This is a genomic window from Methylobacterium sp. 275MFSha3.1, from assembly GCF_900108435.1.
Classification (GTDB): Bacteria; Pseudomonadota; Alphaproteobacteria; order Rhizobiales; family Beijerinckiaceae; genus Methylobacterium.
The window spans coordinates 146,910-159,706 of sequence record NZ_FNWP01000003.1; the positions used below are offsets into that span (position 1 = coordinate 146,910).

The window sequence follows — 12,797 nt, forward strand, 5'->3', positions numbered from 1 at the left end:
CGGCGGCGCCTCACAGGGCGTCGCCGGCCACCGCCTGGGGCTTGGACATGCCCTGCACACCCTGGAAGAGCCGCTCGCTGGTCAGCTTGAGGAAGTAGAACCCGAATTCGGGGTTCTGGTAGTAGAGCTGCTTCACGTCCGAGTAGGACACGCACAGCGCGTGTCCCGCCTCGACGCAGACCAGCGAGGCGGTGCGGGCGTTGCCGGGCGACAGGAGCCCGAGCTCGCCGACGATCCCGCCCTGGCGCACCTCGAGGTCGACCTCCGGGATCCGGAACACGCCGCTCTCGATGTAGTACATCTCGGTGGCGAGATCCCCCTTGCGGAACACCACCTCGCCGATGCCGAACGGGCGTCGGGAGCCGAAGGGCCGGAGCCATTCCAGGGACAGGTCGTTCTCGGCGGCCGTCTCCACGTCCCGGACGAGGCGCAGCATCTGCCAGAGCCGGTAGGCGTTGAACGGCATCTGGATCAATTCGGTCAGCACCACCGGCATGCTGCCGATCATGATGCCGTAGGTGATCACGGCGCAGCTCGCGCAGAGCGAGATGATCCGCAGCGGGATCATCGTGCTCATGGCCGTCGCCGTGATGGTCAGCGCCGTCCCGAGATAGCCGATGCCCTCGACCCAATCCATCGCCGCCCCCTGTCGCGTTTCGGCCGGGGGATGCCTGTCTTGTCCGGCTGCGGCAAGCGTTCCGGCAGGTTCCGCGCCGCGCGCGCTTCAGCCTGTGCCCGCCCGGATACGCTCGCCGGCGCCTGTCTGTACGACGGCGGACACGGCCTCGGCGGCCCGGACGCCTTCCGCGTAGGCGCCCCCGACCGTGCCCCACTGCTCCCGGGACAGCGCCTCGCCGGCGAACCAGACGGTGTCGGCGACGGCGGCGCGGAGGGCCTGTCGCGCCGGCGCGTGGCCCGGCGGGACCACGGCCCACGAGCCGCGCGACCACCGGTCGTGGCGCCACGCGCTCACCGCGGGGATCGTCAGGTCGCGCAGCCGCGCCCGGCCGAAATGCTCGCCCAGGACCGCGCGGACGTGGCGGCGCACGCCGTCCGCGCCGGATCCCGCGGCGTCGATCGCCGCGGCCTCGTGCAGGTCGAGTTCGTAGTAGTGGAACGGCGTGTCGTCGATGCGGGTGAGGAGGCCCGGCGGTGCGCGCCGCCCGCCGTGGATCGCGGCGAGCCGGTCGCGGCCGCGGAACGGGCTCGACGGCCAGTGCAGCACCGCGTGCTCGTAGATGCCGGTGGTGAAGCCGTCGATGGCGGCGCGCACCGCATTCGGCAGCGGCGGCGTGAAGGCCGGCCCGTCCCGGAGCACCATCATCGGCACCGTCACGATGACCGCGCGGGCGGCGTAGACGGTCCCGTCGGCGCCGGTCGCGCGGACGCGGCCGCCCGACCAGTCGATCCGCGTCACCGGCGTCGCGAGCGCCACCGGCAGGCCGTCAGCCAAGCGGGCGACGTAGCTGCCGTAGCCGTCGGCCAGGAAGTAGTTGTCGCCGTACTCCATGCTGGGGAAGTCGTGGAGCGAGACCGCCTCCAGCGGTCGGCCCGAGACGAGGCCGTGGACCTGCACGACCCGGTCGCCCCAGGCACCGAGCCCGGGCGGCAGCGCGCTGGCGGCCGGCCGGTCGGGGCCGGGCTGCGCGGCGCCACGGGTCATGGCGCGGTCCGCGCGGTCGAAGGCGCGCGCGTTGGCCCGGACGTCGTCGGTGCGGCCCGGCCGGCCCCCGACCCAGACGTGGCTCTCCTGCGCGGCCCGGCGGAGCCGCTCGCCGCGCGCCCGGCCGAGCGCCACCAGGGGGTTGATCGGCCCGGCATGGAGCCAGTGGGCCCCGAGATCGAGGGCGTGGCCGCGCAGGGTCACCGTCAGGGCGCGGCCGCCGACGCGCTCCCGCGCCTCCAGCACCGCGACGGGCACGCCCCGGGCCACGAGGGTGCGGGCCGCGCCGATGCCGGCGGCGCCCGCGCCGATCACCAGCACCTCCGGCTTCTCGGGGAGCGGCGCGAGGTGCGGCCTGTAGGTGGGCCGGACGACCGGGTCGCTCCACCGAAGATCGGGCGCCCGCGGCGCCGAGACCTGTCCTGTCGTGTCCTGCACGCGTGCTCCCCGCACCCTGCCGCCCCTGCGACGGAGCCCGATCTTGCACCGGTCGCCGCACCGCTCCACAACGCGCCAGCGCCGCTTCCGGCGCAGGCCGGAATTCTCGCCCGATGCTCGTCGAGTCCGCCGCGGCGGCTTTGCGCCAGACCTTCTCGCCGCCGCTGCGCGCGATCCTGTGGAAGTCCCTCGGCCTGACGGTCGGGCTCCTGCTCCTGATCTGGCTCGGCCTGACCCGGCTGATCCAGGCCTTCCAGGCGAGCCACCACATCTCCGCCCAGTACCCGATCCTCGACAGCCTCGCCTACTACCTCGCGGGTTTCGGTCTGGTCGTGGCCCTCGCCTACCTGATGCCGGCGGTCTCGATCCTGGTGGCGGGCTTCTTCCTCGACGACGCGGCCGAGATCGTCGAGCGCACCGATTTCCCGAACGAGCCGCCCGGACGCGCCATGCCGTTCGGGACCGCCATGCTCTACGCCCTGCGCTTCGCCGGTGTGACGCTGCTGGTGAACCTCGCGGCCCTGGTGATCTTCTTCGTCCCTGTCATCGGGATCGCGGCCTTCTTCGCCGCCAACGCCTACCTGCTGTCCCGCGAGTACTTCGAGATGGCGGCGGCCCGGTTCCGCCCCCTTCCCGAGGCCGCCGAGATGCGCCGCGCCTTCTCGGTCCGGACGCTCGGCGCCGGTTGCCTGCTGGCCGGCCTGATGATCGTCCCGGTTCTCAACCTGCTGACGCCCCTCTTCGGCATCGCCCTGATGGTCCACCTGCACAAGCGCCTCAGCCGGCGCCTGCTGGTGGCCGGGCCTGCGCGTTAGGCCGGCGCGCCGATGCGGCCAATGCACACGCTGGCGGGCCGGGCCGCCGGCCGCTACCCTCACCGTGACCCGGCCGGATGTCCGGGGCGGAGAGCCGATCGATGAAGGCGCACGACGCGGGCTCGGACGTCCCTCCGCCCCCCGGCAAGGCCCCGTTCCTGCTGGTCGGCCTCGCCGGACTCGGCCTGCTCGCCTGGGGTGCCTACGGTCACTGGCAGCGCGACGTGGAGGCGACCGCGACGCTGGAGCGGATCAAGACCCTCGTGCCGCAGGTGCGCACCGTGGCCGCCGCGCGGGCCGAGGGGCCCCTCGATCTCGTGCTTCCCGGCGAGATCCAGGCCTTCACCACGGCGGCGATCGCCGCGCGCGCCACCGGCTACATCGCGGAGCGCCGGGTCGATATCGGATCCCGGGTCAAGGCGGGCGACCTCCTTCTGCGCATCGCCGCACCGGATCTCGACCAGCAGCTCGCGCAGGCCGAGGCGCAGGTCGGCCAGCTGAAGGCGCAGCTGCTCCAGGCGCAGGCGCAGGTCGAGCAGGCCCGCGCGAACGTGAACCTCGCCAACCTCACCAACAACCGCACCAGCACCCTTGCCGTGCAGGGCTGGGCCTCGCGGCAGAACGCCGACAACACCAAGGCGGGCGTGCTGAGCCAGGCCGCCGCGCTCGCCGCCGCCGAGGCCGGCGTGAAGGTCGCCACCGCCAACATCAAGGCGCAGGAGGCTGTGGTCGACCGCCTGAAGGCGCTCACCGCCTTCGAGCGTGTCGTGGCGCCGTTCGACGGGGTCGTGACCGTGCGCAACGTCGATGTCGGCGACCTCGTCCGCGCCGACAACGGGGGCACGCCGCTGCTGACCATGGATCAGGACAGCCTGCTGCGCATCACCGTCAACGTGCCGCAGAAGGATGCCGTCGGCGTCAAGCCCGGCGTCCGTGCCGAGATCACCGTGCCGCAGATGCCGGGCCGGCGCTTCGAAGGCTACGTGGAGCGCAGCTCCGTCGCGCTGAACGCGGCGTCGCGCACGCTGACCACCCAGGTGGACGTCCCCAACGCCGACCGGGCGCTGCGGGCCGGGCTGTACGCCTACGTCACCCTCAAGATCCCCCGGGCCGAGCCCGGCGTGTCGATCCCCGCCGAGGCGACGGTGTTCGACGGCAACGACCTCAGGGTCGCCACCCTCAGCGACGACGACCGGGTGACGTGGCGAACGATCCGCGTCCGGCGCGATCTCGGGCGCACGCTGGAGCTCGACTCGGGGCTGCCCGCCGACAGCCGGATCATCTACAGCCCCGCCCCGGATCTGCGGGACGGCCAGTCGGTCGAGCCCCTGAAGTCACCGCCTCCGCCCGGGCCGCTCCGCTCGGCGCAGCGGTGAACGCGGGAAACACTCGACCGCGGGAATCACTCGACCGCGGGAATCATTCGGGCGCGCCGGCCGCGGACCGCGTCGCGACGGCGCGGCCGGCGTGCGGATACGGCCTCTGAGCTGTCGGAAACCGGTCGGTATATCGGTGCCGAGCTGGCGACATGAGCATCGCGCCGGTCGGATCCGTTGCTCAAATGCGCGCCACTCGTAATGAAAGGTTGCGTTCAATCGACGGGATCCGCTCGCCGGCAGAAGCGCGGTGCCGAAGATTTCACCGATCGTGCGGTCGACTGTGCACGATCCGCCGATTGCTCCGTGACGGTCGTGCGCAGCTGATCCGTGATCTGAGACAAGCCAGCTAATTGCCTCTTAACAAGTGACATTTATCGCTGGCCGGACGTGTGACCCAGCGACCTGTGCGATGCGAGATCCCGAGACACCGACGGCGTGCGCGGACCGAGCCGGGCACACCCGCGCGGCCGCCACGCGGACGGGCCGTATCACGTCGATCCGCGCCGCGGTCAGCGTCGCCTTCCTCAGTGTCGGTCTTCTCCTGGGCGCGCTCGCGCTCTCGGCTGGCTTGGCGATCACGCAGGTCGGCACGCTCGTCACACGGACCTACGACGAATCCCTGACCTCGATCAGCTTCGCCCGCGCGGTGGCGGCCGACTTCGCGAAGATGCGCGCTGCCCTCGTCCGGCGGATGCAGACCGGCGACGCTGCCGAGGTGGCGAAGCGGGATGCGGACATCACCGACCTCTCGGCGATCCTGGCCGAGGATCTCACCATCGCGGCCGAGCGGGCCCAGTCCGAGCGGGCGGCGCGGACGGCCGAGGCCGTCCAGACCAGCGTGGCGTCCTGGGAGAGCCTGCGCCGCGTACTCGATCCCGTGACGGTGCGGCCGGATCAGGCGGCGGCTCTCGAACGGCAGGCCGACGCCGTCGAAGGTCAGATCGATCTCCTGATCAACGTCATGGCCGGCGACGGATTCACCTTCCGGCAAGCTGCGCGTCAGCGCGTGCGGGGCGTCGTCCGGTGGCACGCCATCGCGGCGGCCCTCGTGATCATCGCCTGCGGGCCGATCGCCTGGCTGCTCACCCGCCACATCGGCGGATCGGTCGGCGCGGCGGCCGAGGCGGCCGAACGGATCGCGGGCGGCCAGCGCGACGATCGGATCCCCACCGGCGGCCGCGACCCGTTGAGCCGGCTGCTGAACGCCGTCGCGGCGATGCGGTCGACCATCCGGGCTCTCACGCTCCGCGAGGGCAGCCAGCGCCGGGGCACCGAGACGCAGGTGACGGACGCGCTGCAGACAGCACGGGAAGGCGTCGTCGTGGTCGATGCCGACGGCCGGATCACCCTGGCCAACGCGCAGGCCCTGCGCTTCTTCGACGGGCTCGACGCTGCCATCGAGGCCGGTCTGTCGCTGACGAAGGTTGCGCACGAGCCGCAGGACTACCGCTCGGATGTCCCGGAGGATCGCTTCGGAGCCCTGGCCCGGGACGGCGACGTCCGGTTGGCCGACGGCCGCTGGCTGCGGGTGAGCCGCACCGCGACCCGGCAGGGCGGCTTCATCGCGGTGTGCAGCGATATCAGCCTGCTCAAGGAGCAGGCGCATTTCCTGACCCGGACCAACCTGCGCCTCGATGCGGCCCTCGACACCATGTCCCAGGGGCTCTGCCTGTACGACGCGCAGCATCGGTTGATGGTGGTCAACCGGCGCTACGGCGAGATCTACGGCCTGCCGCCCGGCACGGTCGTACCCGGCATGACGGCCCTCGAGGTCCTGAGCGCCAGTCTCGCGGCCGGCAACCATCCCGGCTGCGATCTCGAAGCGCTGCTGCGCCAGCAGCGCGACGCCTTCAGCAACGGCGTTTGGCAGACGCATTTCCAGGAGCTGAGCAACGGCCGCATCGTCGCCATCGACCGGCGCGAGGCCGCCGATGGCGGCTTCGTGGCCACCTACGAGGACGTCACGGAGCGCCGCCGGGCCGAGGCCCGCATCGCCTTCCTGGCGCATCACGACATGCTGACCGGCCTGCCCAACCGGGTGGCGGTGGGGCAGCAGATCGACGTGGCCGTGGCGCAGGCCGGGCGCGACCAGGGCTTCGCGGTCTTCGCCATCGACCTCGACGACTTCCGGCCGGTCAACGAGACCCTGGGCCACGGGATCGGCGACGAGCTGCTCGTCGCGGTCGCGAATCGGCTCACCGCCTGCGTGCGCGAGATCGACTGCGTCGCGCGCCTCGGAGCCGACGAGTTCATCGTGGTCCAGCGCGGCGTCGACCGGCCCGAGGACGCCGCCATCCTCGCCCGGCGCATCATCGAGGTCGTCGGCGCGCCCTACAGCCTCACCCACCACACGATCTGCGTCGGGCTCACCATCGGCATCACCCTCGCCCCGAGCGACGGGTCCGACGCGGACAAGCTCCTGAAGAACGCCGAAGTCGCCCTCGACCGGGGCAAGGCCGAGGCGCGCGGAGCGTTCCGCTTCTTCGAACCGGCCATGGATGCCCGCCTCATGGCCCGGCGGATCATGGAGCGCGACCTGCGTGACGCCCTCGCCCGGGAGGCGTTCGAGGTCTACTACCAGCCGATCTACAGCCTCGAGACGGACCGGATCTGCGGCTTCGAGGCGCTGCTGCGCTGGAACCACGCGGTCCGCGGCTCCGTCTCGCCGGCCGAATTCATCCCGATCGCCGAGGAGCTCGGGCTGATCGTGCCGCTCGGCGAGTGGGTGCTGCGCCGCGCCTGCGAGGAGGCCGCCCGCTGGCCGGACGAGCTCAAGGTCGCCGTCAACGTCTCGGCCGTGCAGTTCACCTCGGCGAGCCTCGTCACCGCCGTGCGCGAGGCGTTGCGGCGGACCGGGTTGCCGGGCCGGCGCCTGGAGCTGGAGATCACCGAGACGGTCCTAGTGGCCAATCCCGGTGCGACGACGGCGATCCTGCACAGCCTGCGCGCGCTGGGCGTGCGCGTGGCGATGGACGATTTCGGCACCGGCTACTCGTCGCTCAGCTACCTGCGCTCCTTCCCGTTCGACAAGATCAAGATCGACCAGTCCTTCGTGCGCGACCTGTGCGTGAAGGACGGGACCGATTTCATCGTTCGGGCGGTGATCGGCCTCGGTGCCAGCCTCGGCATGACGACGACCGCCGAGGGCGTCGAGACGGAGGCGCAACTCGCGCAACTGCGCGCCGAAGGCTGCGACGAGGTCCAGGGCTACCTGTTCAGCCGCGCCGTCCCCGTCTCGGAGGTCGCCTCGGTCATCCGCCGCTGGAACGGCACGCTCCGGGCGATCGCCTGACCATCGTGGCGTCCGGCGGTGCGCGCCGCCCCCGCGAGGGGACAGCGCGCGTCGTTGGCCGATCGGATGACCGGTCGGAGATCCGCCCTACTCGGCCGCGTCGAGGCGCGGGCGCTCGATGTGGCTGCGCTCGGCCTTGACCAGCTCGGCCGTGCGGAACGCCACCTCCAGCGCCTGCTCCGCGTTGAGACGCGGGTCGCAGTAGGTGTGGTAGCGGTCCTGCAGGTCGTCTGCCGTCAGCGCCCGGGCGCCGCCCGTGCACTCGGTCACGTCCTTGCCGGTCATCTCCAGGTGGATGCCGCCCGCGAAGGTGCCCTCGGCGCGGTGGACGCCGAAGAAGCCCTCGATCTCCTGCATCACCCGCTCGAACGGCCGGGTCTTGTAGCGGCCGGCCGGGATCGTGTTGCCGTGCATCGGATCGCAGATCCACACGACCGAGCGCCCTTCCCGCTCGACCGCCCGAATCAGCGCCGGCAGGTGGTCGCCGACCTTGTCGGCGCCGAAGCGGCAGATCAGGCTGAGGCGCCCCGGCTCGTTCTCCGGGTTGAGCAGGTCGATGAGCCGGATCAGGCCCTCCGCCTTCATGGACGGGCCGCACTTGAGGCCGATCGGGTTCTTGATGCCGCGGGCGTACTCGACGTGGGCGTGGTCCGGCTGCCGGGTCCGGTCGCCGATCCACAGCATGTGGCCGGAGGTCGCGTACCAGTCGCCGGTCGTCGAATCGACGCGGGTCAGCGCCTCCTCGTAGCCGAGCAGCAGGGCCTCGTGACTGGTGTAGAAGTCGGTGGTCCGCACCTCCGGATGGGTCTCCGGATTGATGCCGATCGCCCGCATGAAGTCGAGCGCGTCGGTCATGCGGCCGGCCACGTCCTGGTAACGCGAGGATTGCGGCGAATCCTTCACGAAGCCCAGCATCCAGCGATGCGCATTCTCGAGGTTCGCGTAACCGCCGGTTGCGAAGGCGCGCAGCAGGTTCAGCGTCGCGGCCGATTGCCGGTACGCCTCGAGCTGGCGGCGCGGATCCGGCACCCGCGACTCCTCGGTGAAGCCGATGCCGTTGATGATGTCGCCCCGGTAGCTCGGCAGGCTCACGCCCTCGAGGGTCTCGGTCGGCGACGAGCGCGGCTTGGCGAACTGCCCGGCGATGCGCCCGACCTTCACCACGGGCGAACCGCCCGCGAAGGTCAGCACCATCGCCATCTGCAGGAACACCCGGAAGAAGTCGCGGATGTTGTCGGCAGAGTGCTCGTCGAAGCTCTCGGCGCAGTCGCCGCCCTGGAGCAGGAAGGCCTGGCCCGCGGCGACGCGCCCGAGCGCGGCCTTCAGCTTGCGGGCCTCACCGGCAAAGACCAGCGGCGGAAAGCTCGCGATCTGCGACTCGACGGCACCGAGGCTGGCGGCGTCCGGATAGGTGGGGACCTGCTCGATCGGCAGATGTCTCCAGCTCTTCGGTGTCCAACGCTCGCCCATGGTCTCTCTCCGCGCACCTCTTCGTGCGATCGCGCCTACGCGCGAAGCGCGGCTTATAGAGAGGTTCCTCTACACTGGCGAGTGCCGTGAACTGGGGGGCAGGCGCGTCCCGGATTCAGGTCTCGGGTCAGGCCTCGCCGTCCTCGACCTCGATCCCGTGCTCGGCCAGAATCCAGAAGATCGCCTCCAGATCCTCGGCCGAGACGTCCCGGGGCGGCAGCGCCTCCTCCAGGTCGTCGTAGGTCAGGTTGCGGCTGCGCTGCGCCTCAGCTTTGGCCAGGAGGCGGTCAATCGCATGCCGGATGTCCGGGGAGAGGGCCTCGTGGCTCGGCGGCCGGTGGAAGGCCGGCCGCAGGGCGTCCTCCAGCAGGCCGTCGATGATCGCCTGCCGCCGCGCGTGCGCGTCGTCCTCGCGTCGTCCCTTGCCGGTGCCCTGCTTGCCCATGACCCTGATATGGCTCGGTCGCGCACCGCGTCGAGCCCCGGCCGCGGCGCAGGTCTCAGCCGACGCCGACCGGGTGCTTGGTGACCTCCGGGACGCGCATGGTCACCAGCTCCTCGGCGGCTGTCGGGTGGACCGCGATGGTCCGGTCGAAATCGGCCTTCGTGGCGCCCATGGTCACGGCGATGCCCACCGCCTGGATCATCTCCCCGGCATCGTGGCCGAAGATGTGGACGCCGACGACGCGGTCGCTGGCGCAGTCGACCAGCACCTTCATGAAGATCCGCTCCTCGCGGCCGGACAGGGTCGCCTTCATCGGGCGGAAGCGCGCCTTGTAGACGTCGATCTTGCCGTAGATCGCCCGGGCGGCCGCCTCGTTGTGGCCGACGACGCCGATCTCGGGGGTCGAGAACACCGCGGTCGGGATCAGGCGATGGTCGACGCAGGCCGGCTTGCCGCCGTAGACCGTGTCGGCGAAGGCGTGACCCTCGCGGATCGCCACCGGCGTCAGGTTGGCGCGGTTGGTCACGTCGCCCACCGCGTAGATCGACGGCACCTTGGTCTGCGAGTAGGCGTCGACCGGGATCGCGCCGGCGGCGTCGGTCTCTATGCCGACCCGGTCGAGGCCGAGGCCCTCGACGTTCGGCCGCCGCCCCGTGGCGACGAGCGCCTCGTCCACCAGGATCTCGCCGCCGTCGTCGAGCTGCGCGCAGAGGCCGCCGTCCCGGCGCTCGATGCGCCGCAGCGTGCGCCCGAGCCGCAGGTCCATGCGCTGGGCGTAGGCTTCGGCCAGAGCGTCGCGGATCTCGTCGTCGAACCCGCGCAGCAACCTGTCGCCCCGGTGCAGCAGCGTCGTGCGGCTGCCGAGCGCCGCGAAGACGCCCGCGAACTCCACCGCGATGTAGCCGCCGCCGATCACCAGGATCCGGTCCGGCAGGCGCTCCAGCTCGAACACCTCGTTGGAGGTGATCGCCAGGTCGATGCCCGGCACCGCCGGCTCCTCCACGGGGTGCGCGCCGACCGCCACCAGGATCCGCTCGGCCCGGATGGTGCGGCCGGACGCGACGAGGCGGATCGTGTGGGGATCCTCGATCACCGCCCGCTCGGGCACGATCTCGACGCCGGCGCGGATCAGGTTGGTGTCGTAGATGCCTTCGAGCCGGGTCACCTCCGCGTCGCGCCGCGCCTTGAGCGTGCCCCAGTCGAAGCGGGGCTTCTCCACCGTCCACCCGAAGCCCGCGGCGTCCTCAAACTCGTCGGCGAAGCGGCCGGCATAGACCATCAGCTTCTTCGGGACGCAGCCGCGGATCACGCAGGTTCCGCCCACCCGGTACTCCTCGGCCAGCATCACCCGCGCGCCGTACCCGGCCGCGATCCGCGCCGCGCGGACACCACCGGACCCGCCGCCGATGACGAAGAGGTCGACGTCGAACGCGCTCATGCCGGACCGTCCCGCTCGGATCTCTCGATCGCGCCGCCCTGAGGGGCCGCGCGCATCCAAGTGATGGCAGCGCCGAGCCCCGCCGTCCACCACGCGGCCCAGCCGTTGTGCTCGACGAAGGCGATCGAAGCCGCGCAGGCCACGAGGCCGAGCGCCGCCGCGCGGTCCGGCCGCGGCAGCCGCGCGATCCGGGCGAGCATCAGCATCGCGGTCAGCGCAGCGAGGATCGCGCCGGGCAGGCCGAGTTCGGCCCAGACCTGCAGGAAGCTGTTGTGCGGGTGCCCGACCCCGAGGAGGACGCGCATCTCCGGCGGCACCGTCTGCGCGACGGCCGTCTCGGCGAAGCGCGCGCTGGTGCCGACGCCCGCGCCGCGCCAGGGATCGGCTGCCACCGCGGCCCCGAAGCTGCGCGCGATCGCGACCCGGGCCCGGGACGAGGACTGGACGAGGCGCTCGTGGGCGGCCTCCGGCATGGCGCGGGCGAGGAGGTCGCCCTCGACCGGGGCGAGGACCAGCGCGAGGCCGAGACCGAGTCCGGCGAGGCCTATGCCGACCCGCCTGGGCAGCGAAAGCGCGAGGGTCGCCATCGCGGCACCCGCCAGAAGGCCGAGCTGGGCGGCGCCGCTGATCGAGCGGACCACGCCGAGGCTCGCGAAGGCGAGCGTCGCGGCGGCGAGGCCGCGGGCGCGGTCCTTCCAGAGGACGAGGGCCAGCGGGCCGGCCACGAGGTCGAGGGTCAGGGCCGGCCGGTTGTGCACGAAGGCTGCGACCCGGCGCCCGAGGGCCCGCTCCAGGGCCAGATCCGAGGCGAGATCAACGGCGATCAGGAGTCCCGCCAGCGCGATCGCGATCGCGCCGAGCCGCGGCGCGAAGGCCGGGATCCGGCCGGGCGCGAGGCAGGCCAGCAGGTAGGCGGCAAGCAGCGTCGGGATGAACTCGCCCAGCACCCGCAGGGAGGCCGCCGGGAACGGGCTCCAGGCCAGCGAGACCAGCGCCCAGGCCAGGAAGGCGAGCGCCGCCCCGGCGAGCGGCGTCCGCAGCGGGGACAGCAGCGCGCGGCGCAGGGCGGACGCGTCCTCCGCCCATCGTCCGGCCAGGAAGGCGAGCGCCGCCAGCCCGACGACCAGCGGGCTCGACCGGTTGGCCAGCACCATGGCGAGCGGCATGGCCGCGAGGAGCGCGCCGCCCGCCGCGTACATGCGGCCGGCCGCTCTCATGGACGACCTCTCACGGCGATCCGCCCCCGGGAGCGGCTGCCCTCACTGCATCTGGTGTCCGCGCTTGCCCATCTCGGCGCGGACGCGGACCATGACGTATTCGGAGACGTCCTGCGTCCAGTCCTGCATCTCCTGCACCATCTCGTCGAGGAGCTGCGGCTGCGCCTCGACGTAGTGCTTGCCGGCGGGCGAGCGGAAGAAGGTCGCGATCTCCTTCAACTCGGTTTCCGAGAACTTCGAGGCGTAGGTGCGCGCCGCGATGTCGATCATGCGCTGCTTCTGCAGCTCCATCTCCGGCTGCAGCGAGGCCAGGACCTCCTCGAGGTCCTTGGACAGCTCGGGACGGGTGACCGCCTGCTTGCGGATCTGGTCGGCGAAGGCCGGCAGCACCGAGTCGAACGACCGGGCGATGCCGGAGCTGAGCATCACCTCGCGGGCCAGGGCGAGGTGGGCCGGCGTGTAGGTGGCCGCGGCCGGGCTGTTGGCCGCGGGGGCGCCGGCGGCCGGCTGCGCCGCCGGCTTGGCCTGCGCGGCCTTCTGCGGCTGCGCGACCGCCGCGTGGGGGAGCGCGAGGCCGAGCGCGAGGCTGAGCGCGAGGCCTGGCACGGCGGTGAGGCGACGGGACATGCTGGACTTTCTT

General features: G+C 72.1%; 10 protein-coding genes. 3 read left to right on the forward strand and 7 right to left on the reverse strand.

Going from position 1 to position 12,797, the window contains the following annotated elements:
- Positions 1-10 precede the first annotated feature (10 nt).
- Positions 11-637, reverse strand: coding sequence for a Crp/Fnr family transcriptional regulator (locus tag BLW78_RS03620; protein WP_056528908.1), 627 nt, complete (start codon positions 635-637; stop codon positions 11-13).
- 87 nt (positions 638-724) lie between these two features.
- Entirely contained in the window at positions 725-1,984 is a 1,260-nt protein-coding gene (locus BLW78_RS03625) for a flavin monoamine oxidase family protein (RefSeq protein ID WP_244526773.1), read from the reverse strand.
- A gap of 230 nt (positions 1,985-2,214) precedes the next feature.
- Between BLW78_RS03625 and BLW78_RS03630 the strand changes: the two genes are divergently transcribed.
- From BLW78_RS03630 to BLW78_RS03640, 3 genes are all read left to right on the forward strand, one after another.
- The gene (locus tag BLW78_RS03630) at positions 2,215-2,916 is read left to right on the forward strand and encodes a sulfate transporter family protein (RefSeq protein ID WP_091676735.1); all 702 of its coding nucleotides are present in this window, start codon (positions 2,215-2,217) and stop codon (positions 2,914-2,916) included.
- Positions 2,917-3,017: 101 nt separating this feature from the next.
- Positions 3,018-4,292: an efflux RND transporter periplasmic adaptor subunit gene (locus tag BLW78_RS03635; RefSeq protein ID WP_091676738.1), complete on the forward strand. Its 1,275-nt coding sequence runs from the start codon at positions 3,018-3,020 to the stop codon at positions 4,290-4,292.
- Positions 4,293-4,704: 412 nt separating this feature from the next.
- Complete coding sequence (locus BLW78_RS03640) at positions 4,705-7,587, forward strand: EAL domain-containing protein (RefSeq protein WP_091676741.1); 2,883 nt, start codon at positions 4,705-4,707, stop codon at positions 7,585-7,587.
- Positions 7,588-7,674: 87 nt separating this feature from the next.
- Here BLW78_RS03640 and BLW78_RS03645 read toward each other — a convergent pair whose 3' ends face one another.
- The 5 genes from BLW78_RS03645 to BLW78_RS03665 all read right to left on the reverse strand — a co-directional run bounded on the left by BLW78_RS03645 (position 7,675) and on the right by BLW78_RS03665 (position 12,784).
- Positions 7,675-9,057, reverse strand: a complete 1,383-nt coding sequence (locus tag BLW78_RS03645; RefSeq protein WP_020092110.1) for a class II 3-deoxy-7-phosphoheptulonate synthase — start codon at positions 9,055-9,057, stop codon at positions 7,675-7,677.
- 127 nt (positions 9,058-9,184) lie between these two features.
- Entirely contained in the window at positions 9,185-9,502 is a 318-nt protein-coding gene (locus BLW78_RS03650) for an RNA polymerase sigma factor region1.1 domain-containing protein (protein ID WP_020092109.1), read from the reverse strand.
- Positions 9,503-9,557: 55 nt separating this feature from the next.
- Entirely contained in the window at positions 9,558-10,940 is a 1,383-nt protein-coding gene (gor, locus tag BLW78_RS03655; protein WP_091676743.1) for a glutathione-disulfide reductase, read from the reverse strand.
- Positions 10,937-12,157 (reverse strand): O-antigen ligase family protein, encoded by a 1,221-nt coding sequence (locus tag BLW78_RS03660; protein ID WP_244526761.1) that lies wholly within the window; start codon positions 12,155-12,157, stop codon positions 10,937-10,939. Before BLW78_RS03660 ends, gor begins: the two co-directional genes overlap by 4 nt.
- Before the next feature lie 42 nt (positions 12,158-12,199).
- Positions 12,200-12,784, reverse strand: coding sequence for a DUF2059 domain-containing protein (locus tag BLW78_RS03665; RefSeq protein WP_091676749.1), 585 nt, complete (start codon positions 12,782-12,784; stop codon positions 12,200-12,202).
- Positions 12,785-12,797 lie beyond the last annotated feature (13 nt).